The 22,350-nt window shown below is 69.9% G+C and carries 19 protein-coding genes; 8 read left to right on the top strand and 11 right to left on the bottom strand.

The genetic code is table 11. The features are described 5' to 3' along the window. Positions 1 to 39: 39 nt before the first annotated feature. Positions 40 to 1,986 carry an ICP22 family protein gene (locus tag BLQ73_RS17975; protein WP_093171624.1) on the bottom strand — a complete coding sequence of 649 codons (1,947 nt, stop codon included), beginning with the start codon at positions 1,984 to 1,986 and terminating at the stop codon, positions 40 to 42. Positions 1,987 to 2,308: 322 nt separating this feature from the next. Here BLQ73_RS17975 and BLQ73_RS17970 point away from each other — a divergent pair, with 322 nt between their 5' ends. The 7 genes from BLQ73_RS17970 to BLQ73_RS17940 all read left to right on the top strand — a co-directional run bounded on the left by BLQ73_RS17970 (position 2,309) and on the right by BLQ73_RS17940 (position 8,939). Then, positions 2,309 to 2,944 carry an IclR family transcriptional regulator gene (locus tag BLQ73_RS17970; RefSeq protein ID WP_093171670.1) on the top strand — a complete coding sequence of 212 codons (636 nt, stop codon included), beginning with the start codon at positions 2,309 to 2,311 and terminating at the stop codon, positions 2,942 to 2,944. A gap of 244 nt (positions 2,945 to 3,188) precedes the next feature. Beyond that, the gene (locus tag BLQ73_RS17965) at positions 3,189 to 3,809 is read left to right on the top strand and encodes a class I SAM-dependent methyltransferase (RefSeq protein WP_093171623.1); all 621 of its coding nucleotides are present in this window, start codon (positions 3,189 to 3,191) and stop codon (positions 3,807 to 3,809) included. A 164-nt stretch (positions 3,810 to 3,973) separates the two neighbouring features. Continuing rightward, on the top strand, positions 3,974 to 5,146 hold the full coding sequence (locus BLQ73_RS17960) for a homogentisate 1,2-dioxygenase (RefSeq protein WP_093171622.1): 1,173 nt from the start codon (positions 3,974 to 3,976) through the stop codon (positions 5,144 to 5,146). Then, complete coding sequence (locus BLQ73_RS17955) at positions 5,128 to 5,946, top strand: hypothetical protein (protein ID WP_093171621.1); 819 nt, start codon at positions 5,128 to 5,130, stop codon at positions 5,944 to 5,946. Before BLQ73_RS17960 ends, BLQ73_RS17955 begins: the two co-directional genes overlap by 19 nt. Then, on the top strand, positions 5,946 to 7,124 hold the full coding sequence (fahA, locus tag BLQ73_RS17950; RefSeq protein ID WP_093171620.1) for a fumarylacetoacetase: 1,179 nt from the start codon (positions 5,946 to 5,948) through the stop codon (positions 7,122 to 7,124). The genes BLQ73_RS17955 and fahA overlap by 1 nt, the downstream gene beginning before the upstream one ends. Before the next feature lie 202 nt (positions 7,125 to 7,326). Next, a complete protein-coding gene (locus BLQ73_RS17945; RefSeq protein ID WP_093171619.1) occupies positions 7,327 to 7,770 on the top strand; it encodes an NfeD family protein in 444 nt (147 codons plus the stop codon). Positions 7,771 to 7,838: 68 nt separating this feature from the next. Further along, a complete protein-coding gene (locus BLQ73_RS17940) occupies positions 7,839 to 8,939 on the top strand; it encodes an SPFH domain-containing protein (RefSeq protein WP_093171618.1) in 1,101 nt (366 codons plus the stop codon). Between the two features lie 305 nt (positions 8,940 to 9,244). On the opposite strand, the gene BLQ73_RS17935 is transcribed toward BLQ73_RS17940, so the two are convergent. The 8 genes from BLQ73_RS17935 to BLQ73_RS17900 all read right to left on the bottom strand — a co-directional run bounded on the left by BLQ73_RS17935 (position 9,245) and on the right by BLQ73_RS17900 (position 19,164). Next, complete coding sequence (locus tag BLQ73_RS17935) at positions 9,245 to 10,849, bottom strand: sensor histidine kinase (RefSeq protein ID WP_245691167.1); 1,605 nt, start codon at positions 10,847 to 10,849, stop codon at positions 9,245 to 9,247. A 26-nt stretch (positions 10,850 to 10,875) separates the two neighbouring features. Then, entirely contained in the window at positions 10,876 to 11,568 is a 693-nt protein-coding gene (locus BLQ73_RS17930; RefSeq protein ID WP_093171668.1) for a response regulator transcription factor, read from the bottom strand. 122 nt (positions 11,569 to 11,690) lie between these two features. Then, complete coding sequence (locus BLQ73_RS17925; protein WP_093171617.1) at positions 11,691 to 12,479, bottom strand: enoyl-CoA hydratase/isomerase family protein; 789 nt, start codon at positions 12,477 to 12,479, stop codon at positions 11,691 to 11,693. Next, a complete protein-coding gene (locus BLQ73_RS17920; protein WP_093171616.1) occupies positions 12,476 to 13,804 on the bottom strand; it encodes a cytochrome P450 in 1,329 nt (442 codons plus the stop codon). Before BLQ73_RS17920 ends, BLQ73_RS17925 begins: the two co-directional genes overlap by 4 nt. Before the next feature lie 169 nt (positions 13,805 to 13,973). Continuing rightward, a complete protein-coding gene (locus tag BLQ73_RS17915) occupies positions 13,974 to 15,395 on the bottom strand; it encodes a sensor histidine kinase (RefSeq protein ID WP_093171615.1) in 1,422 nt (473 codons plus the stop codon). Then, positions 15,395 to 16,099 (bottom strand): response regulator transcription factor, encoded by a 705-nt coding sequence (locus BLQ73_RS17910; RefSeq protein WP_093171614.1) that lies wholly within the window; start codon positions 16,097 to 16,099, stop codon positions 15,395 to 15,397. The genes BLQ73_RS17915 and BLQ73_RS17910 overlap by 1 nt, the downstream gene beginning before the upstream one ends. 38 nt (positions 16,100 to 16,137) lie before the next feature. Further along, positions 16,138 to 17,421, bottom strand: coding sequence for an L-2-hydroxyglutarate oxidase (gene lhgO, locus BLQ73_RS17905; protein ID WP_093171613.1), 1,284 nt, complete (start codon positions 17,419 to 17,421; stop codon positions 16,138 to 16,140). A 576-nt stretch (positions 17,422 to 17,997) separates the two neighbouring features. Further along, entirely contained in the window at positions 17,998 to 19,164 is a 1,167-nt protein-coding gene (locus BLQ73_RS17900; RefSeq protein WP_176955524.1) for a hypothetical protein, read from the bottom strand. Between the two features lie 123 nt (positions 19,165 to 19,287). On the opposite strand from BLQ73_RS17900, the gene BLQ73_RS17895 reads away from it, so the two are divergent. Then, a complete protein-coding gene (locus BLQ73_RS17895; RefSeq protein WP_093171612.1) occupies positions 19,288 to 20,256 on the top strand; it encodes an aldo/keto reductase in 969 nt (322 codons plus the stop codon). Positions 20,257 to 20,376: 120 nt separating this feature from the next. On the opposite strand, the gene thpR is transcribed toward BLQ73_RS17895, so the two are convergent. Further along, entirely contained in the window at positions 20,377 to 20,949 is a 573-nt protein-coding gene (gene thpR / locus BLQ73_RS17890) for an RNA 2',3'-cyclic phosphodiesterase (protein WP_093171611.1), read from the bottom strand. Then, entirely contained in the window at positions 20,903 to 22,333 is a 1,431-nt protein-coding gene (locus tag BLQ73_RS17885; RefSeq protein WP_245691166.1) for an MFS transporter, read from the bottom strand. The genes thpR and BLQ73_RS17885 overlap by 47 nt, the downstream gene beginning before the upstream one ends. Positions 22,334 to 22,350: the final 17 nt, after the last annotated feature.

The raw sequence follows: 22,350 nt of genomic DNA, 5'->3' as shown, positions 1-22,350 counted from the left end.
GACAGGCGGACTCGCCTGTCCCGGCGTTCGGAGGCCGGATTACTGCGGTTGCTTAGTGCGCGGCCAGGTGAAGAACTGACCCTCAGTGGCGGGTTTGGCGTTGAGGCTGACGTTCAGTACGGCGAAGCCACCCTTCCCATCGGACACCCGGATGCTGTAGGTGCCGTCGCCGCGATCCGTGGCGACGAGGATTTGGCCGGGGCCGAGGATGAGCGTTTTGGGTTTGCCTTCGGCAATCCACTTCTTGAGGGCCTGCTCAAGTCCCTTCAGGTGGGCCTGTGCGATGGCGGGGCCGGTGGAGGCGAGGCCGAGCGCGAGGTCCATGAGGGAGCCGACGTAGCCGGTCGGTTTGGCGGGCTGGGCCGGAGCGGGTGGCTCGTCGGGCTGGTCGGGGTCGGCGGCCACGATGGGCGGCGTGGGCTGGTCGGGGTCGACGGGGCCGACCGGGATGATGTCGCGGGGTTCGGGCACGGTGGTCGGTGCGGTCGGCGGAGTGCCCGGCGCGATCTCCAGGAGGAGGATGACATAGCGGCATTGGCCCGCGACACACGCCTTGACCGGCACTTCGAAGGTGCCCGCCCGGGTCGGGGTGCCGCTCAGCCTCCCGTCCGGACCCACCACGATGCCCTCGGGCAGGGCGTCGAGATCGCTCACGGTCACGGTGGACAGCACGCCTTTCGTGCCGCCGGTGACGCCGATCAGGCCCATGAAGGGGGATCCGACCTGCCCCTTGAACTCCACGGGGGCGACGACGACCGGCTTCTCGGCCGACTGCTCGCCGCGCGTCTCCGTCTCGCCCGCCACCTGGGACTGCTCCTTGCCCGACTGCCCGTCCGCGGTGGACACGGCGTCAGCGGCCGTGCCGCCGTCCCCGGCCTGCGACTCGGGGTCGGAGACGGCCCGCGAAGGCGGCTCCAGGTTGGACAGCGCCCGCGGCGGCACGGGGATGGACGCGCCCCTCGGCGCGGGGTTCACGGCCGCGCGGGGCAGGGCGGAGATGGGCTTCGCCTGTGGCGGCGACGGGGGCGTCACCGGTGGGGCCGCCTGGGGGGACGGGGGTTTCACGGCGGGCTGCCCGGCCTCCTGCCCCGCCTCCTGCCCTGCTGACTTCTCAGTTGGCTTGTCCGCTGACTTCTCCGATGGCTTCTCCGGCGCTTTCTCCGAGCCGGAACCGCCGTCCGCACCCTTCACGCCGTCCTTGGAACCCCCGGAGTCACCGGCCCCGGAGACCTTGGAATCACCCGAGTCACCTGAGTCACCCGAGTCACCTGAGTCACGTGAATCACCCAAGTCGCCCGAATCACCAGAGTTGCCGGAGTCGCCCGCGGTGTCGTGCCCGGCGCCTTTCTTCCCCGATTGAGCCGCGCCCTTGTCCTTCTTCGCCCCTGTGTGCGATGCGCCTTCGGGGCCGGGGACACTCAGCCTGAGGTCGTCGACGTTCCCCTCCGGCTCCAGCGGGGGCGCAGGCACGGGCGGGGGGCCGCCATCGTCGTTCGAACCGTCGTCTTCGGGGCTCTGCCGTACGGTGTGACGCACCGCCGGCGCGGCGGCCTCCACGCTCTTCCACGAGCCGACCGCGGCGTGGCGCGGCGCCGGGGCGTGGTCGCGCAACTCGCCGATGTTCACCTCGACCGCGGGCCTGTCGCGCAGCGGCGGCGGCATCGGCCTGCCGTCCCCGCGGTCGGCCACCGTGGTGGCCAGCGCGACCGAATACCTCCGCCCGCCGGGTCCCACCGCGGTGCCCGACCAGCGCGACAGCACAGCGCTTCTGCCGATGGGGTGCGCGCACGCGACATACCTGCTGGTCGAACCGGCGAGGATCGTGTTCAGCCGCACGCCGCCCTCCTCGCCGGGGCCGCCCCGGGCGGGTTCCGAGGCCGTGTACGGCGGTGCCGTACGCGGGCCGGGCGCCTGCGCGGCGCGGGCCGGCGCCGCGGTGAGGCCGGCGGTGAGGCCGGCGGTGGTGGCGAGGGTGGCGGTGAGCAAGGCCCCTGACCAGGGCCTGAGCTGTCGTGGTCGTAGGCCACCGTGGTGGTTGAACATCGATCCCCCGTTGTTCGCTAAAGGTGTGCCCTGGCCGGGTGCACGGCAGGGCCGTGGCCATACCGCGGACACCCTCGACTCACGTGCCCGGCATGCCGGGCTCGGAGTGACCGCGAGGTGAGAACGTGGCGGTTCTACCCGACGCCGGTTCAACGAATACCCATGTGAGCACAGAGCGTGACGATCTTCAGGCAGGCCCGCCGTACAGGCGTCACGAGCAGCGCCGGATAATCGGTCACATGCGTAATACGCGGTGGTGTGCGTGATGGCCGCAGAGTCCTCCCAGACCCTGGAGCGGGGACTGCGCCTGCTGCGTCTGCTCGCGGGCGACCACGGCCCGAGCACCCCCACCGAGCTCGCCGCCGAGCTCTCGTTGAGCCGCCCCGCCGTCTACCGCCTCGTCACCACCCTGCAGAACGAGGGGTTCGTACGGCGTGACCGCGACGGCCGGGTCCACCTGGGGTTCGGCGTGCTCGCACTGGCGCAGGCCGTACAGCCGCTGCTGCGCGCCGCGGCCGTGCCGACGCTGCGGCGTCTGGCGGAACGCGTCGGGGCGACGGCCCATCTGACGGTGGCGGAGGGCGACGACGGCTTGGCCGTGGCCGTGGTCGAGCCGTCGTGGACAGACCTGCACGTCGCCTACCGGGAGGGGTCGCGCCATCCGCTCGACCGGGGCGCCGCCGGGCTCGCGATCTTGGCTGCGCGGGAGGGCCGGACCGGCTACCGCGCGACGGAGGGCCACCTGCAGGAGGGCGCCCGAGGCGTCGCGGCCCCCGTTGTCGGCCTGCCCGGGTTGGAGGCGTCGGTGGGCGTCGTCACCTTCGGGGCCCTGGACACCGAGGACGTCGGCCGCCGTGTCGTCGAGGCCGCCGGGGAGCTGGCCGAGGCCCTGCGCCACTAGGTCGCCGTCGCGGAGCGTCGCCACAGCCCTCGCCGCAGCCCTTCGTCGCGGCCCTTCGTCGCGGCACCTCGCCGCAGCCCTTCGTCGCGGGAGCTTCACCGCCGGCGAATGAACCTTTTGCGGCGACGGCAACTCTAATCGCGTCGAGACCGGGTCAGGGCTCATCGTCGAGGAGGTCCGAGCCGGAAATACGGCCGGAGGTCCCGCCGACCCGGGGGCATACCGACAGCGAGGTGGAGAAAAAGTGAACGCCTACGACGCCGACTTCTGGGAGCGGCATTACCGGCTGCTCGATCACTCCTGGAGCACACGCCCCAATGCGGCCGTCGAGGTCTTGGTGCCCAAGCTGTTCGACAGGCCGGGCCGGGCGCTCGACCTCGGCGCCGGGCACGGTGGGGACGCGACCTGGCTCGCCTTCCGCGGCTGGTCGGTCACGGCCGTCGACGTCTCGCAGACCGCGCTGGACCGGGTGGACGCCAGAGCGGCCGTCTTGGGGCTCACGGACCGGCTGAGCACGCGGCGCTGCGACGTCACCGCGCTGCGGTTGCCCGACGGCCCCTTCGACCTTGTGACGGCGAGTTTCCTGCATGTCGCGGATCGGGAGAAGGTGCTGCGCCGGACGGCCGAATCCGTGCCGCGGGGAGGAGCCCTCCTCGTCGTCGACCACGGTTCCTGCGCCCCGTGGTCGTGGAACTCCGCCTCGTATCAGAGTTTCCCGACGCCCGCGGAGACCGCCGACGCGCTCGCCCTCGGGGCGGCCTGGCGCGCGGAAGTCCTTGAGTCTTCGACACGCGTCACGACGGGCCCGTCCGGACGGAGCGCCGAAGTGACCGACACGATCGTCGCGATGCGCCGGATCGCCTGATCATTCAAAGGACGCTCCGCGCGAGAGGCCGCGCACGGGCGCACCGGTGCGGAGCGCGCCGGTGAAACCCGCGCCGGAGGTTTGACATCCATGCCCGCATGTCCCATCGTCGTTCGTATAGAGGACATAACCGTCCGATAAACGGACAAGGCGGGAGAAGGCGTATGCCGTACTACCGGGTCGTGGGTGAGGTGCCGAGGAAGCGGCATGTGCAGTTCAAGCGGCCCGACGGTGGGCTGTACGCGGAGGAGCTGATGGGCGAGGAGGGCTTCTCCTCGGACTCGTCCCTCCTGTACCACCGCTACCTGCCGACCGCGATCATCAAGGCGGAGACCGTCGATCCCCCCGCGAACGCCTCGCTGGCACCCAATCTGCCGCTCTCCCCCCGGCACTTCCGCACGCAGGACCTGACACGGGGCGGCGACCTCGTCGCGGGGCGGCGGCTGCTCACGGGGAACGGTGATGTCCGCATTTCGTACGCGTCGGCGGATACGGCGAGCGAGCTGTACCGCAATTCGATGGGCGACGAATGCGTCTACATCCAGGCCGGCCGGGCGCGCTTCGAGTCGACGTACGGCGCGATCGACGTCGGCGAGGGGGACTACGTGGTGGTCCCGACAGGCACGATCCACCGCTGGGTGCCGCTCACCGAGACGGTGTCGGCGCTGGCGATCGAGGCGGCGGGACACATCAGGCCGCCGAAGCGCTACCTGTCGAAATACGGCCAGTTCCTTGAGCACGCGCCGTACTGCGAGCGCGATCTCCGCGCGCCGGGCGGGCCGCTGATCGTGGAAGGGGAGGAGGTGCCGGTGCTGGTCCGGACGCGGGGCGGGCTGACGCGGCTGGTGTACCGCAACCACCCGTTCGACGTGGTCGGCTGGGACGGCTACCTCTACCCGTACGCGTTCAACATCGCCGACTTCGAGCCGATCGTGAAGCGCACGCATGCGCCGCCGCCGGTCCACCAGACCTTCGAGGGGCCGAACTTCGTGATCTGCTCGTTCTGCCCCCGTCCGCTGGATTTCCACCCGGAAGCCATCCCGATCCCCTACAACCACCACAATGTGGACTCCGACGAGTTCATGTTCTACGTGGGCGGCGACTACACCGCGCGCAAGGGCTCCGGCATCGACGTCGGCTCGATCTCCCTGCACCCTGCGGGCTTCACGCACGGCCCCCAGCCGGGAGCGGTGGAGGCGTCGATCGAGGCCGTACGGCAGGGGCACACGGTCACCAGCGAACTCGCCGTGATGATCGACACCTTCCGCCCGCTGGACCTCGGTGAGGCCGCCCTGGCCTGTGAGGACCCCGCCTACGCGTGGACGTGGGCGCGGTGACGGCGGGCGCGGCGACGGCAGGCGCGGCGACGCTCTTCAACGGCCTGGTCGACGACGCGGGGCTGTTCCCGCCGGCGGCGCTGCCGATGGGCGAGGCCCTCGCGCGGCACGAGCGGGACCTCGCCGCGGGCAGCCCGGTGCTGACGCACGTGTTCCTGTGCCCGGCGAGCAGGATCGGCGAGCTCGGCGGTGCTCCGCCGAAGAGCATCGGCCTGATCGTCGACAAGGGCGCCCTCCCGGATCTCGCCGGTCTCGGGGTCGTGTCGATCGACATCCCCGGCGAGGGCACCGAGCCGGTGGTGGGCGCCTGCCTGGCGACGGGCCTGCCGGTCTACGTGGAGCCGACGCGGTCGGCGCCCGGCTGGCTGGAGGCGGTGGCGCGACTCCCGCTCACTCCTGGCCTGTCGGCCAAGGTCAGGTGCGGCGGGGTGACGGCGGAGCTGTTCCCGACCCCGGCGGAGCTTGGGGCGTTCATCGCCATCTGCGTGGAAGGCGACCTGCCGTTCAAGGCCACGGCCGGGCTGCACCACGCCGTACGCCGCTACGACCCCGTCCTCGACGTCTACCGGCATGGTTTTCTGAACCTGCTGCTCGCCACGTGCGTCGCGGTCGAGGGAGGGGACCCGGTCGCGGTGCTGGAGTCGGCCGAGGCCGACGAGCTGGTACGGCTGGCGCGAGCCGTACCGGAGGAGACGGCCTCGCGGGCGCGGCGGCTGCTGGTGAGCTACGGGTCGTGCAGCACGAGCACGCCGATCGAGGATCTTCGGGCGTTGGGCCTGATCGAGGAGGAGAACGGCTGATGCCGAGTTGGGTGCCGGGTGCCGCCGGCTCTGCGTGGGATGTGGACAACCTGCCGTACGGCGTTTTCACCCGGGTGAACGAGCCGGACGAGTGGCGCAGGGCCGGGGTCCGGATCGGCGATCACGTCCTCGACCTCACCCCGGTCCTGTCCGACGAGGTGTTCGCCACGGGGTCGCTCAACGCCTTCCTGGCCCGCGGCCGTACGGCATGGCGCGAGACGCGCAGCCGCGTGCGCGACGTGCTCACAGGCGAGGGGCACCGGGCCGTGGCCGAGCCGCACCTGGTGCCGCTCGGCGAGGCGCGGCTCCACATGCCGTTCGAGGTCGCCGACTACGTCGACTTCTACTGTTCGCTGGAGCACGCCTCGAACCTCGGGCGGATGTTCCGCCCGGATGAGGAGCCGTTGAAGCCGAACTGGCGCCACCTGCCAGTCGGCTACCACGGGCGCGCGGGCACGGTCGTGGTGTCGGGCACGCCGGTGGTGCGGCCGTGGGGGCAGCGGGCGCCGGGCACGGTGCCCAACACGGTGTTCGAACCGTCGGCGAGGCTGGACATCGAGGCCGAGCTGGGGTTCGTGATCGGCACGCCGACGCGGCTCGGCGAGCGGGCCGGGGACTTCGCCGACCACGTGTTCGGTGTGACGCTGGTCAACGACTGGAGCGCGAGAGACATCCAGGCGTGGGAGTACGTCCCGCTCGGCCCGTTCCTCGGGAAGTCCTTCGCCACGTCCGTCTCTCCGTGGATCACCCCGCTTGAGGCGCTTGAGCACGTGCGGGTGCCGGGCCGCGTCCAGGATCCGAAGCCGCTCGACTATCTGCGCCGGCGGGAGGACTGGGGGCTGGATCTGGCGATGGAGGTCCGGCTCAACGGCGAGGTGGTCTCCCGGCCGCCCTACCGGGGGATGTACTGGACACCCGACCAGATGCTCGCCCACATGACGGTCAACGGCGCGAGCCTCCGCACGGGCGATCTGTTCGCCAGCGGCACGGTGTCGGGCACCGAGCCCGGCGAGCGGGGCTCGTTCATCGAGTTGACCTGGAACGGCAGCGAGCCGATCAAGCTGCTGGACGGCGGAAGCCGTACTTTCCTTGAGGACGGGGACACGGTCGCGATCTCCGCCACGGCCGGCGGCGTGGCGCTCGGGGAGGTCATGGGGACGATCCACCCGGCCCGCTGACACGCACCTTTTCCGACCCCCGGCTTCCGACCCCCGGCTTCCGACCCCCAGCGCATTTCAGCGCTGGGGGTCGCGACTTGAGCACAAGTGGGTCACCGAAGCATTTGATACGGTCTTTATCCCCATGGTCCGAGCTAAGTTAGAGGTAAGGGCTTAGAACGCGCAGGCACTGTTAGCCGTTCACGTTGTCGGGAGGACCGACATGGAAGCGTGGGTTGTCTGGCTCATTCTCGCGGTGGCCCTGGGGGTCGCGGAGATCTTCACCCTCACCACCGCGCTCGCGCTCCTTGGCGCCTCCGCCCTCCTCACCGCGGGCGTGGCCGCCGTCGGGCTCCCCCTGCCCCTTCAACTGCTGGTCTTCGCCATCGCCTCGGCCGCCGGGATCGTGCTGGTGCGGCCGGTCGCCGCCCGCCATATGAAGCAGTCGAACCTGCCCTCCCAACGTTTCGGTGTCCAAGCCCTGGTGGGCAGGTCGGCTTATGTGACTCACGAGGTCACCGGGCGTGGCGGCCGTATCCGCATCGGCGGCGAGGAGTGGACCGCCCGAGCCTACGACGAGACCCTCGTCATCCCGGAGGGGGCCACGGTGGACGTGATCCAGATCGAAGGGGCCACCGCCCTCGTCTACCCGCGCGAGCATGCGTGAGTGAAGCGGACTCCCCGGGGAAATCCGACTAGAAAACCCCCGAGACGCGGAAAAGCAGGGAGTAAAGCATGGAAGCAGTGCTGATCGCCGGACTGCTGGTCGTGCTGTTCGCGGTGTTCACGGTCCTGCGCGCCGTTCGCATCGTGCCGCAGGCCAGGGCCCGCAACGTGGAGCGGCTAGGCCGCTACAACCGCACACTCCAACCGGGACTGAACTTCGTCATTCCCTATATCGACCGGGTATACCCCATGATCGACCTGCGTGAGCAGGTCGTGTCCTTCCGCCCCCAGCCCGTGATCACCGAGGACAACCTCGTCGTCGAGATCGATACCGTGCTCTACTTCCAGGTCACGGACCCCAGGGCGGCGGCCTACGAGATCGCGAACTACATCCAGGCCATCGAACAGCTCACCGTGACCACGCTGCGTAACGTCATCGGCGGCATGGACCTGGAGAAGACGCTGACCTCGCGCGACACCATCAACAGCCAGCTCCGCGGCGTCCTGGACGACGCGACCGGCAAGTGGGGCATCCGCGTCAACCGCGTGGAGATCAAGGCCATCGACCCGCCCAAGACCATCAAGGAGGCGATGGAGAAGCAGATGCGGGCCGAACGGGACAAGCGTGCGGCCATCCTCACCGCCGAGGGCCACCGCCAGTCGCAGATCCTCACCGCGGAAGGCGAGAAGCAGAGCAACATCCTGCGGGCGGAAGGTGAGCGCACGGCCGCGATCCTCAAGGCCGAAGGCCAGTCGAGGGCCATCGACCAGGTCTTCCAGGCGGTTCACCGCAACGACCCCGACCCGAAGCTGCTGGCCTACCAGTACCTGCAGGTTCTTCCGCAACTCGCGCAGGGCCAGGGCAATACGTTCTGGGTGATTCCCAGCGAGGTGACCTCCGCGCTCCAGGGCGTCTCCCGGGCCTTCACCGAAGCCCTGCCCAAGTCCGCCGCCACCCGCGAAGCCGGTGAGTCCGACGCGACCGTGACCAGTGCCGCGGCCGAGGAGGCGGCGCAGGCCGCCGAGGCCGCCGCCGAAGCCGTCGCCGACGCGTCCGACGTCTCGGCGAGCGGCCCGCGCGAGCTCGGCGCCGGCGCCACCGGCCCGGACCCGCTGGCCGACCTGCGGGACGCGCAGGAGCACCACGAGCACTCCGAGCGACCGCACTGAGGCGCCTGAGCGGGAAGTCGTTGGACAGAGGCCAAGAAAGGAAAGGCGGGAGGGCCGGGAAAGGCCGAAAAAAGGCCGCCCGGCCGGGCCACGGGGGCATGCCCGGCCGGGCGGCATCTCCCACGGGGAACGGGTGAAGTCTCCAGGCGGCTCCCCCGCAGCGGGAGCTCGAATGCCGGGATCCTCACCCAAGGGGAGCATCTCAAGACCCATTGCAGCTCACCAAGCTCAACGCCAGATCCGGCCAAGCTGAAGGTCACCTGAAAACTACACCCATGGGCCGGCCTGCGAACATGGGGCGGATTTCAGCCGCTCCACAATTCCCGCCCGGCCTCGGGCGCGATCCGCCTCCGAGGCAGCACCACCCGGAACAGCGCCCCTCCCTGCGGCCCGTGCTCCGCCGTGACCGTTCCCCTGTGGGCCTGGACCAAGGCCGCCACAATGGAAAGCCCGAGCCCGCTTCCGCCCCCCATACCGCGGGTCCGCGAGGGATCGGCCCGGTAGAAACGCTCGAAAACCCACTCGGGGTCCATCGTTCCGAACCCCCGCCCCTGATCGCAGACCTCCAGGACCATCCCGTCCCCGACCACCCCCACGCTCACCGTGAACGCCGTGCCGGGCGGTGTGTGCCTGAGTGCGTTGTCGACAAGGTTGCCGACCACCTGTCTGAGCCGGGCCTCGTCCCCCGGCACCGTCAGCGCCCCCTCCCCGCCGTCGAGCCGCACGAGCTCGATCTTCCGGTCGGGTGCCAGCAGCCGCGCGTCCAGTACGGCTCCCGCCGCCAGACTGAGCAGGTCGACGGGAGTGCTGTCGATGGGCCGCTGCCGGTCGAGCCTGGCGAGCAACAGCAGATCGTCCACCAGGAGGCCCATGCGCTTGGCCTCATCCTCAATGCGCCGCAGCAGCCGCTTGGCCTCCGTGTCGCCCTCGCTGTCCTGATGACGGTAGAGCTCGGCGAAGCCGCGGATCGAGGTGAGCGGCGTGCGCAGCTCGTGGGAGGCGTCCGCCACGAACCTTCGCATCCGGTCCTCGGAGTCCCTGGCCGCGAGCGCCGACTCCTGGGCGGCCCGCGCGGACTCGTCGGCGGCTCTGGCGGCCCGGCGTGCGGCGGTCTCGGACGCCTTCCTGTCGGTGAAGGCCCGCTCGACCTGCGTGAGCATCCCGTTGATGGCCTTGCCCAGGCGGCCTGTCTCGGTGCCGGCGTGTTCCACGGGCACGCGGCGCGACAGGTCTCCCGCGGCGATGGCCCCCGCGGTCCGTTCGATTTCGGCGAGGGGCCGCAGGCTGCGCCGTACAAGCCAGTGGCAGGCCGCCGCCATGACGACGAGGATGGCCCCGCCGACACCGATCACGATGCGTACGAGCCTGGCCACCGTACTGTCGACGTCGCGCAGGCTCGCGGCGACGACGCGGCTGTTCCCGTTGTTGAGCGGCGCGGCCAGCACCCTCCACCGGGGGCCGTTCCCGCCCACCGACGGCACGGTGAACGGCATACTCTCCCGCATCACGACCTGGGTGGCGGTGAGGGACGGCAGTTTGGGTCTCCTGTGCTCGGTCGGCTCGCTGACCATGCGGATCTGCCGACCGTCCGGTCCGAGCAGGACCAGGTAGAACATTCCAAACATCCGCAGCGGCCTGAGAAGTGCCTTCGGCCCGTCCGGCGCGGGGGGCACCCCCACATCGGCCGGGGCCGGTACGTGGTCGTGCGGGGACGTCTGCGGGGGAGGTGGAGGTGGCGCCCGGGAAGGCTTGGCCGCGACGGAGAGCTGGGCGTCGATGCGTTCCAGCATGTAGCTGCGCAGAAGCTGTACGGCGAAGACCCCGGTGAGGGCGATGGCCAGTGTGACCAGCAGGGAGGTGCCGACGACCAGGCGCACCCACAGCGGAGTGCGAAGGAACAACCGTCGCACTCCGCCCAACGGCCACCGGTCAGCCGTCACTGGCGTGGGGGTCTCAGCACATAGCCGACGCCGCGCAGCGTGTGGATCAACCTCGGTTCGGTCCTGTCGATCTTCCGTCGCAGATAGGAGACATAGGATTCCACAACCCCTCCATCACCGCCGAAGTCGTAGTTCCACACGTGGTCAAGTATCTGCGCTTTAGAAAGCACACGACCTGCGTTGACCATGAAATAGTGCAGCAGTTTGAATTCGGTGGGCGACAGCCGTACCGGCCTGCCCGCCTTCCACACCTGGTGTGATTCCTCGTCCATCTCCAGGTCGGCGATCTGGAGCCGCGCGGGCATCTCCAGGTCGCCGCGCGTACGGCGGAGCACGGCGCGGATGCGCGCCAGGACCTCTTCCAGGCTGAAAGGCTTGGTCACGTAGTCGTCGCCCAGCGCCAGGCCCGCCACCTTGTCCTCGGTGGCGTCCCGCGCGGTCAGATAGAGGACGGGCATCTTGTGGCCGGCGGAACGCAGCCGGGTGGCGACGGTGAATCCGTCGAGGTCCGGCAGCATGACGTCGAGGACGATCAGGTCCGGCTGCATGCGGTCGACCAGCCGCACCGCCTCCCTGCCGTCGCAGGCTGTGATCACGTCGAATCCGGAATAGCGCAGGCTCGCGGAGAGGAGTTCTCTGATGTTGGGTTCGTCATCCACAACGAGCAGGCGCGCCTCGGCGGCCCTCATGAGCGCGCCCTGATGCGGTCGGCCGCCCACCGGACCTGTGATGGAGGACGGGGGGTTGTCCCTCCAGTACTGGTCATCAGGTTCACGATCGTTAACGATCCCCGAGCGCGCTTGAGCCAAGCTCAGGTGTTGCTGAGCGTTTCCTGTAGGTTCACGTGAGTCACCATGGACCTGAGTCCATAGTGGAATAGGTCGCCATCGGCGAGTGTCAGGTCACCCTGCCGATATGCCGCCTCGGCCGCGCGCAGCGCGGTCTTGGTGAGGCGCACGGCGGTATCGCGGCGGCGGCTGAGCCTGCGGGCCCACCGGTCGGCCGTCTGGTCGAGGTCGCGCGGGGTGGCGAGGCCGTGGACCAGACCGTAGGTCAGCGCGGTGCGTCCGTCGATGGTGTCGCACAGGTAGACCAGTTCCCGAGTTCGGCTGGCGCCGATCTCGGAGATCAGGCGAAAGCCCGCGCCTCCCCACAGGGGAGGCATGCCGAGCGAGAGCTCGGGCAGGCGGAACAGCGCGTCGTCCGCCGCGACGCGCAGGTCGCAGTGGACGGCCAGGGCGAGCCCCGCCCCGAACACCTTGCCGTGGAGCCGGGCCAGCGTGATCGGGCGGGCCCCCGACAGCGCCTGGCATGCCTCACGCCCGCGCTCCACGGCCTCCCGTACGGCGCGCCCGCCGGGATCGGAGTCCGCCAGGTCCAGCAGTTCACGTACGTCGCCGCCGACGCTGAAGCAGTCGCCCGCGCCCGCCAGCACGATCACGCGTATGTCGTCGTCGCGGTTCAGTTCGTGAACGGCTGCGGTGAGTTCGCGCAGAAGCAGGATGTTGAGGGCGTTGCCGGTTCGCGGCAGATCCAAGGTGAGATACGCGACGGGGCCCTGCCTGCGGAGGGTGACCGTGGGCGGCCGGATGATGGTCATGCGTACGCCACCATGAGTGAGGTGATGTCCCGGAAGGCGATTCCGCGCGGCCGTTCGGGTTGACCGACGACCGTGAGCCTGGAGAAGCGTTCGAGCAGGGCGGACAGCACCAGTCCGCCTTCCAGCAGCGCGAGCCGGGAGCCGGCGCAGTAGTGCGGGCCGAGGCCGAAGGCCAGCGACGGGGCGGGATCGCGGCTGAAGTCGAGCTGTTCCGGACGCGCCACATTGGCCGGGTCGTGCTGCGCCGATCCCAGCAGGGCGTGCACGATCTGGCCGGCGGCCACCGGACGCCCCGCCAGCACGGTGTCGTGCTCGGCGACCCTGCTGGCGAGTTGCGCGGGCGGGTCCCACCGCAGCACCTCCCGGCACGCCCGTTCGAGCTCACCGGGGTTGGCCCGCAGCCACGCCGCCTGCTCCGGATGGCGGCCGAGGCCCACCACCATGCCGTTCAGCAGCGCGGCCGTGGTCTCCCACCCGGTGACGACCAGCGTGCCCCCGACGAGGTAGGAGAGGTCCACCGGCCCCTCCCGGTCCTCCATCTCCACCAGGTCGCTCAACAGGTCGCCGCGGGGTACGGCACGGCGCCGCTCGGCCTCGTCCCGCACATAGTCGTAGATGGCCACGGCGGCGGTGTCGGCGGCGTCGAGTTCCTCGGCCGTCGGCGACAGTTCGAAGGCGTAGGAGTAGTTCCGGGCGGCCTCCACCAGATATCCGGCGTCGGCCGTGGGGAGGCCCAGCACCAGGCACAGCACGGTCATGGGCAGCGGGTCGGACACGATGCGGACGTAGTCGGCGCAGCCGGTGCGCCGCAGCTCGTCGTCGAGGGCGTCGAGGCGCTCGCCGACGGCCCGCTCGATCACACCCCCGAGTTCGGCGACCGCACGGGCGGACAGCCGCCCCGCGAGCGCCGTCCGCTGCCTGGCGTGAGCGGAGCCGTCCAACTGCATCATGGACCGCGCCGCCTCGGCTAGGGACACCCTGCTCCGCCACCCGGGAACGTTGCGGTCTTTCCACAGGGTGCTCGGCACGAGCCACCCCGGTTCGCGCAGCACACGGGCGCAGGTGTCGTAGTCGGTGGCCAGCAGGCCGCCCCACGTGGTGGGGAGCAGCGGGCCGAGGTTTCTTAATGCCGCATAGACGGGGTAGGGGTTCTGCCGTCCGGTGGATGTCCGCAGCCGCGTCAGCAGCCGCGTCGCCGCGTGAGCGGGTACGGGATCGGGGGCGGGCTCAGGGAGAGCGGCGGGGGCGATGTCATAGGTGTTCCCCTCGCGGCACCGCCCGGTGGCGGGCACGTCGGCCTCGCACACCGGAAGTGAGCTGTTCATGGGGCCGATGCTCTCCGAGCGACGCCGGCCGCCGACCCGCCCTTGTCGAGGCTTCACCCGATGTGATCTTTATTTGAGGCGATAATGACGCACGTCAGAAGCGTGTCGGCGGCCGGCGGCCGGGTGCCGGTACAAGCCGGGTGCCGGTACAAGCCGGGTGCCGGTGCGGCTAGTCGAGGGCGAGGGGCAGGGTGACGCGGAAGGTGGATCCGGAGCCCGGCGTGGTCTTGAGCGCGACCGAGCCACCGTGGGCCTCGACGATCGCCGCGACGATGGCGAGCCCAAGCCCGCTGCCCCCGTCCTCCACGCCCCGCCTGGCGCGGGAGGAGTCTGCCCGGTAGAAGCGCTCGAAGACGCGTTCCGCCTGCTGCGGGGAGAGCCCGGGGCCCTCGTCGGCGACCTCGATGAACGCCTCCTCCTGCTCCACGCCCACCCTGATCGTGATGGCGCCGGGCTCCGGCGTGTACATGAGCGCGTTGGACATGAGGTTGCCGACCACTTGGCGCAGCCGCGTCTCGTCCGCGTTGACGATCATCGCCTCGTCCCCCACAACCTCCAGGGAGATGGCGCGTTCCGGCGCGAGCAGGCGTGCGTCGTGCATGGAGTCGGCGGCGACGGCGAGAAGGTCCACCGGGTGGGTGTCCAGGGGCCGCTTCTGGTCGAGTCGGGCAAGAAGCAGGAGGTCGTCCACCAAGACGCCCATGCGGGCCGCCTGCGACTCGACGCGGCGCATCAGCTCGTCTGTGTCGGCGTCGGGGTTCTGGCGGTAGTACTCGGCGAAGCCCCGGATGGAGGTGAGCGGGGTGCGCAGTTCGTGCGAGGCGTCGGCGACGAACTGGCGCATGCGCTCCTCGGAGCGGCGAGCGGCCCGCTCCGACTGGGAACGCGCCGTGAAGGCGCTCTCGATCTGGGAGAGCATGCCGTTGAGCGCGCGGGCGAGCCGGCCCACCTCGGTGTCGCCCGCGGCCTCGGGGACCCGTCGGCTGAGCTCCCCGGCAGCGATGGCTCCCGCCGTACGCTCGATCTCGGTCAGCGGGCGCAGGCTCCGGCGGACCATCACCGCCCCGATGCCGGCGAGCAGGACTATGACGACAACGCCGCCGAGCAGCTCGAACCCCGCCAAGGTGCTGGTCGTCTGGTTGACCTCGGACATGGTCATGGCCACGACCAGCGTACGGTTGCCCTCGGCGGGCTGGATCTTCACCCGCCAGAGGAGCGTCCCCGACACGGCCCGCACGGTGTGCGGTTCGTGCAGCGGCACCCCGGTGAGCCGGGGCTCGGGAAGCCCCTGCACGTCGATGCCGCTCTCGAAGTACTCCTCCATGCCCGACGCGTTGGTGATGCGCACCATCGCGTCGTCGGGCACCCAGACCCGCTTGTCCTCCTTCGGCTTGCGGATAACGCGCCAGATGACCCGGTCGGCCACCTCGTCGATGCGGGTGTCGACCCGTTCGACCAGATAGTTCCGCAGCAGCGAGACGTTGCCCGTCCCCACCGCGAGCAGCCCGGTCACCGTCAGCGCGATCACCGCGGCGACCAGTTTGACCCGGAGGGGGGTGCGGGCCGACAGCCGCCTGACGCGGTTGATCATCACGTTCCCGGCGGCAGCCGCAGCACATAGCCCACGCCCCGCAGGGTGTGGATGAGCCGGGGGTCACGGTTGTCTATCTTGCGGCGCAGCACCGACACGTAGGACTCGACGATTCCGGCGTCTCCCCGGAAGTCGTAGTCCCACACGTGGTCCAAGATCTGAGCCTTCGACAGCACGCGTCCGGCGTTCGCCATGAAGTAGCGCAGGAGCTTGAACTCAGTCGGCGACAGGGCGATCGCCTTGCCGCCTCGCCACGCCTCGTGGCTCTCCTCGTCCAGCTCGACGTCGGCGAAGGTGAGCCGCGGCGGCGGGGTGAACGGGCCTCCCGACGTACGGCGAAGCACGGCGCGGATGCGCGCGATCACCTCTTCCAGGCTGAACGGCTTGGTCACGTAGTCGTCGCCGCCCAGCGTCAGCCCGCGGATCTTGTCCTCGGTGCCGTCTCGCGCCGTGAGGAAGACGACCGGTGTGTGCGTGCCGCCGCCCCTCAACCTGCGCACCACATCGAAACCATCCATGTCCGGCAACATCACGTCGAGTACGACGAGATCTGGCCGGTGCCGTTGTACGGCGGAGACCGCCTCCAAGCCGGTCCCAGCGGTTTTAACCTCAAATCCGGCGAATCTCAGACTTGCCGCTAAGAGTTCGAGGATGTTGGGTTCGTCCTCGACGATCAGGAGTCGTGCTTCCGGGGAGTCGGTCACGTCCCTGTCTTCACCCCCTAGTGGGAGAATGCCGGTGGTCAATGGTTCTTACCGTGCTCTCGCGGTTCTCGCGGTTCCCTCGGTTCTCGCGGTTCCGGCGCCCCTTGCGCCCCCTGCGGCCCTCCGCGCCCCGCCGGGGGGACGACTGCGGCCACGTGCTTGGCGATCGCCAGGCTTGAGGTGGCCGCCGGGGAGGGCGCGTTGCGCACGAGCACGACGGGGCCGTGCACATCAATGGCGAAGTCGTCGAGCAGGCCGCCGTCCCTCGCCACGGCCTGCGCCCGCACGCCCCCGGTCGCGGGAGCGAGGTCGGAGACCGAGAGGGCGGGCACGAATCTTCGCGCCCCCGCGAGGAACGCTTCCTTGATGAGCGAGCCGTAGACCTCGGACAGTCCTGTGCGCCAATGCTTGAGCGCCATGCGCCGGGTGCCCTCCCAGGCCAGGATGTCTCGCAGCTCCGAGGGCACGATACGTCCCCAGGAGTAGCCTTCGTAGGCGAGCGCCATGACCGCGTTCGGCCCGACCAGCACGTCTCCGTCCACCCTACGGGTGAGATGCACCCCTAGGAATGGATATCGGGGATCTGGGACCGGATAGATCAGGCCCTTCACCAGGTCTTTCGCCGATCCGGTAAGTTTCTGAAACTCTCCGCGGAACGGCACAATGCGCATTTCCCCGGAGCGACCCACCATTTTCGCGACCGCGTCCGTGCCGAGTCCGGCGCACACGACGAGCTTGTCGAAGGTGAAGTCCTGTCCGGCGGCCCGCACCTGCACCCCGCTCGACGTCTCGCGGATCGCCTGGACCGGGTGCGACAGCCGCAGGCCACCGCCGAGTTCCTCGACATCGGCGGCGAACCGGCGGGCGACGGCGGCGAAGTCGGTGATCGCCGTACGCGGCGAATGCACCGCGCCGACCCCGACCGCGTTCGGCTCGATCTCGCGCAGCCCCAGGCCGTCCAGCACGGCGACGTCGGCCACGCCGTTGGCACGTGCCCGCTCCGCGATGCGCCGCAGCCCCGCCCGCTCGGCCGGTGTGGTCGCGATGACGAGCTTGCCCACCTCGTCATAGGGAAGGGAGTGCTCCGCGCAGTAGGCGCGCATCATCGCCATGCCCTCACGGCACAGCTTCGCCTTGAGCGAGCCGGGCGTGTAGTAGATGCCGGCGTGGACGACGCCGCTGTTGTGGCCGGTCTGGTGGGCGGCGATCCGGTCTTCCTTGTCCAGTACGGTCACCGTCGCGCCCCGCTCGCGTGCGAGTTCACGCGCGATGGCAAGGCCGAGGATTCCGGCCCCGACCACCCCGATGCGTTCTGAGCTCACCGCACGTACCCCCGCGCCGACCTGCGGATTCCCACGGTCCGACGGGAACGGCTACCGCGCGGCGGGGAGCCCGGCGCTCCTCGCCCCGATTCCGCACGTTCCCCTGGAACGGTCGCCAGATCGCGCACGCCCATCAATCCGACACCGCCTTTCGCGATAGGCCAGCCCAGGCTGACACCGGTACAGAAGCCCTCATTCAGTGCAACGAGCGTAGGCTGCCCCGGTTCCACAACTCCCTCAGGGTAGACAATCGCTGACGATGCCCCCTCAGCCTGGAGTACTGGTACATAGCGATCGGCGCGCCACGCCGAGACCATGTGCGAGTCCACCAAACCGGACGCACAGGTCATCAACAGACGCATCTCCGAAAATTAGCGCCACTCCCAGCATCCCGGAAGAGCCCACCGCGCATGACCGACACACTTCACTCGCAGTCAATGCCCCATCAAGTCCGGCGAGGCCGAACCCAGAGGCCGGCAAGGCACGGACCGGGCCGGAACGAACGGCCGAACGGCCGGACGGCCGGCCGAACGGCGGAACGAGCGGCCGGGCGAACGGCCGGGCGAACGGCCGGGCTCAGTGCGCGCGGCGGGCGATGAAGGCGATCACCCCGGTGGCGCCGACGGCGACGACCAGCCACAGCGCGATCATGCCGATGGGAACGCCGGAATCGTCCTGCCCCTCGTCGGCGCGCGCGGCGGCGGCGTCCGTCCCGTCATCCCTCTTCTCGGCCGCCGCCCGCGACGGGGTGAGGCTCGGCGTCGGGGTGGGATACGCCTCCGCCGGGAGCGGAACGCGGTAAACCGGGCTTCCGGCCCCTTCGGTGCCGGTGAGCACCGCCTTTCCGTCGCGGGTGTAGGCGATCGTCTCGGCCTGCCGTACGGCGGGCATCGACACCCGTGCGATCAGCTCATCCGGCGCGCGGTAGAGCGAGGCGGAGAGATAGGTGCGGATAATGAAACTCGACCCGTCGGGGGCGTAGGCGGCGTCGGTCGCCATGATGGGGGCCGACCCCACGCGGCGGAGCATGTTCACCCGGTCGGTGCGCAGTTGCTTCGGCGCCTCGTAGATGGAGCCGCTGAACTCCTTGCTGACGATGTAGAGCCGGCCGGTGCGCGGGTTCACCATCACGCCTTCGGCGTTGCGGTTTCCGTCGGCGTAGCGGAAGCGGTAGCGGACCGCCTCAAGCGCGCCACCGGTCATCGACGTCGGCTCGTAGACCTTGTACACCGAGTAGTCCGGCCAGGCGCCGTTGAAGTTGTCGCCAATATCGGCGAACCACAGCACGCCCCGCCCGGTCCCCGGTTCGACGGAGGCCGCCATGCCCTCCCAGTCGCGGGCGACGGCCCCCTTGAGCGTGAACCTCGCCTTGGTGCGGCCGTTCGGCCCGAGCGCGTAGAAGACGGGGCCGTCGCTGCTGTCGTTGTGGGTGTAGATCACGCCGTCGTGCGTCGGCGAGACGGCCAGGCCGCTCGACTCGCCGATGCGGCTGTCAGTGATCCTGAAGGCGAGCTTCTCGGTCTCCTCGGGCGCGGCCGAGGAGACTGCCGAGGACACGGCCGAGGACACGGCCGAGGACACGGGCCCCGCAGAGCCCGCGGCCCCCTCGGACGGCGCCGCGGACTCCTTGGACGAAGCTCCTAAGGCGGGGACGGCGCAGACGGCGAGCACCGAGGCCGACAGGGCCCCGGCGACAGTGATCCGTCGGACTCGGCGATAAACGCGCCCCCGTCGTGTCCCCATGCCGCCATCATGCCCTGTTATCCGCTGATGCCCGCACCGGAGGATGAACTCCCACAGAGAAGATCAACATCGGACCGGCGTGGGCTCTCCTGGAGTGCACTCCGGGTATCTACGCTGAAACTCATGGACTATGTGAACCTCGGACGCAGCGGGCTGTCGGTCAGCCGGCTCTGTCTCGGCACCATGAACTTCGGCCGGGAGACCTCCGAAGAGGACTCCCACACAATCATGGACCGGGCCCTCGACCTCGGAATCAACTTTTTCGACACGGCCAACGTCTACGGCTGGAAGAAAGGCGAGGGGGTCACCGAGCAGATCATCGGCCGGTGGTTCGCCAAAGGCGGAGCCCGCCGGGAGAAAACCGTCATCGCGACGAAGCTCTACGGCTCGATGGGCGACTGGCCGAACGAGAACCTGCTGTCGGCGCTGAACATCCGCCGCGCCTGCGACGCCTCGTTGAAACGCCTCCACACTGATTACATCGATGTCTACCAGGCGCATCACATCGATAGAAGCACGCCTTTCGAAGAGTTCTGGGAGGCCATGGACGTCCTGCGGCAGCAGGGCAAGATCCTCTATGTGGGGTCGTCCAACTTCGCGGGCTGGCACATCGTCAAAGCACAGGAATCGGCACGGCGGCGCCATTCCTTTGGCCTGGTGTCGGAGCAGACGCATTACAACCTGATTGTTCGCGCGCCCGAGCTTGAGGTGATCCCCGCGTGCGAGGACTACGGGGTGGGCCTTATTCCGTGGAGTCCGCTCGCGGGCGGACTGCTGGGCGGCGTGCTCCGCAAAACCGACAAGGGCCGGTCGGCGTCGGAGTTCATCACCAAGGAGTTGGAGAAACACCGGGACAAAATCGAACTCTACGAGGCGTTCTGCGATGAGCTCGGCGAGGACCCGGCACACGTCGGCCTGGCCTGGCTGCTCCATCAGAGGGCCGTCACCGCGCCGATCATCGGCCCGCGCACGCTCGACCAGCTCGAAGGCTCACTTCGAGCACTCAAGATCACGTTGGACGACGGCGCGTTGACGCGGATCGACGAGATCTTCCCCGGTTACAAGACCGCTCCCGAAGCCTACGCCTGGTAGCCGGCGGGCCCGAGGGTCACGTCAGGGCGGCGCCGATCACCACGATCAGCACGAGCAGCCCGAGGACGGTGGGCAGCAACCAGCGGCGAGGACGTTCCACGCCATGGAGCCTAACCCCGCCTAGGCGGTGTTAGGGCCACGAAGCGGCCAGGACGCGAGTGAGTCATATCGCACAGGACGTCCCAGCATGCTGCGCATGAGGTGGATCTCCTCGGCCCGCCACGGCGTCCCCTCGAACGCCTCCAGGGCCTCGACCAGCGGTCTCACATCCTCACCGCCGGTACGCGCCCGCGTGCGGGCCAGGGTGAGGTGCGGGTGGTACGGCCGCGCCTCCCCCTGCGAGGCCCCCGCACGCCGGGCGGCGGCCTCGACGGACTCCGCCAGCCGAGTCAGGGCCGGGCGTGGCCCATTGACGCCCGCCCAGAAGACCCGGGCGCGCCCCCGGGACGGGAAGGCCCCCGCCCCGGCGAACGCCAGCGTCATGGGCGGGCGGCGCGAGGCCGCCCGCGCCAGCCGTACCTCCAGATCGGGCCGGAGCCCGTCCGGCACCTCACCCATGAATGTGAGGGTGAGGTGCCAGAGCCCGGGGTCGGTCCAGCGCAGCCCCGGCCAGTCGTCGCGGTGCGGCGCGACCAGCCGTTCGACCTCAGCGAGCGCCGCCCGGGGCGGCAGCAACGCCACGAACAACCGCACGTGAGCTCCTCCTGCGCGTGATCACCTTGGTGAGCGCCGTGGCCAGGCCGACGCCGGCCAAGGTCAGCACTCCGGTCATCATCACACCGGCACGGGGCCCGCCGAGCTCGGCGAGCCAGCCGAGTACGGTGGCGCCGACGGGAACGCCTCCGGTGAAGACCAGGACGTATATGCCCATCACACGCCCACGCATCTCCGCCGAGGTCGCGATCTGCACGGCCGCGTTGGCCGCGGTGTTCACGGTGATCATCGCCATGCCGGCGGGGATCAGCGCGGCGAGGTAAAGCGGATACCACGGCATGAGAGCCGAGAGCATCTGGAGCAATGCGAAGCTCACCGCGCCCCCGACGATCAACTTCCTGCTCGGCTTGACCCGGCGCGCGGCGAGCAGCGCACCGGCGAGAGCACCGATCGCGAACGCGCTTGAGGCCACCCCGAACGACGCGGCGCCCGCGTCGAACACTGTGCCCGCCATCAGCGCTATCGACATGCCGAAGCTCTGCGCGAACATGGAGACGAAGCCGATCAGAAGCATCGGCATCAGCAGTTCCGGGCGGTCGAGCACATAGCGCAGCCCCTCCCGGAGCTGCCCCTTGGCCCGCGGCACGCGCTCCGACGGATTGAGCTCCGCCTTGCGCATGAAGATCAACCCGGAGATCACCGCGGCGAACGACACCGCGTTCACCAGGAAGATCGGCCCGGGCCCGCCCAGCGCGTAGATCAGCACACCGGCTAGGGCGGGGCCGACCACACGGGCCAGGTTGAAGATCGAGCCGTTGAGGGCGATCGCGTTGGGCAGGTCGGCCTTGCCGACCATCTCCGCGACGAACGACTGCCGCGTCGGCACCTCGACACAGGCGACCATGCCGACCACGAACGCCATCGCGTAGACGTGCCATTCGGCCACGGTCCCGGTCACCACGAGCAGGCCGAGCGTCAGCGCCAGCACACCCATGATCGACTGCGCGATGATCAGGACCGGCCGCTTGGGATAGCGGTCGGCCAGCCCCCCGCCCCACAGCCCGAACAGCAACTGCGGCATGAACTGCAGCGTCGTCGCCAGGCCGAGCGCCGCCGCGCTGCCCTTGGTCAGGTCGAGGATCAGCAGGTCCTGCGCGGTGCGCTGCATCCACGTCCCGGTGTTGGACACCACGCCGCCGCTCGCGAACAGGCGGTAGTTGTAGATCCGCAGGGATCGGAACATCCCACCCCGAGCGGGTACGGCGTCGGCCTCCGCAGCCGGCGCGGCGATCTCGACCGCCGCGTCCGCGGCGTCGCCCGCACCGGTTTCGTCACTTCCAGGTTCGACCCGCGCTCCCGTTCCGGGCCGACTCTCCCGCCAAGGCTCGGCGGCTTGGTCGGGTCGCGGCCGTGCCTTCGGCACGACCGCGCGGCGTTCGT

This window comes from Sinosporangium album, assembly GCF_900100605.1.
GTDB lineage: Bacteria > Actinomycetota > Actinomycetes > Streptosporangiales > Streptosporangiaceae > Sinosporangium > Sinosporangium album.
This window is presented reverse-complemented; position numbering and strand designations above follow the sequence as displayed.

Coding starts and splice junctions, on each gene's coding strand:
- BLQ73_RS17940 (WP_093171618.1), top strand. CDS start 7,839: ATGGAAGCAGTGCTGATCGCCGGACTGCTGGTCGTGCTGTTCGCGGTG.
- BLQ73_RS17945 (WP_093171619.1), top strand. CDS start 7,327: ATGGAAGCGTGGGTTGTCTGGCTCATTCTCGCGGTGGCCCTGGGGGTC.
- BLQ73_RS17960 (WP_093171622.1), top strand. CDS start 3,974: ATGCCGTACTACCGGGTCGTGGGTGAGGTGCCGAGGAAGCGGCATGTG.
- BLQ73_RS17970 (WP_093171670.1), top strand. CDS start 2,309: ATGGCCGCAGAGTCCTCCCAGACCCTGGAGCGGGGACTGCGCCTGCTG.
- BLQ73_RS17895 (WP_093171612.1), top strand. CDS start 19,288: ATGGACTATGTGAACCTCGGACGCAGCGGGCTGTCGGTCAGCCGGCTC.
- BLQ73_RS17900 (WP_176955524.1), bottom strand. CDS start 19,164: ATGGGGACACGACGGGGGCGCGTTTATCGCCGAGTCCGACGGATCACT.
- fahA (WP_093171620.1), top strand. CDS start 5,946: ATGCCGAGTTGGGTGCCGGGTGCCGCCGGCTCTGCGTGGGATGTGGAC.
- BLQ73_RS17925 (WP_093171617.1), bottom strand. CDS start 12,479: ATGACCATCATCCGGCCGCCCACGGTCACCCTCCGCAGGCAGGGCCCC.
- BLQ73_RS17920 (WP_093171616.1), bottom strand. CDS start 13,804: ATGAACAGCTCACTTCCGGTGTGCGAGGCCGACGTGCCCGCCACCGGG.
- BLQ73_RS17915 (WP_093171615.1), bottom strand. CDS start 15,395: ATGATCAACCGCGTCAGGCGGCTGTCGGCCCGCACCCCCCTCCGGGTC.
- BLQ73_RS17930 (WP_093171668.1), bottom strand. CDS start 11,568: ATGAGGGCCGCCGAGGCGCGCCTGCTCGTTGTGGATGACGAACCCAAC.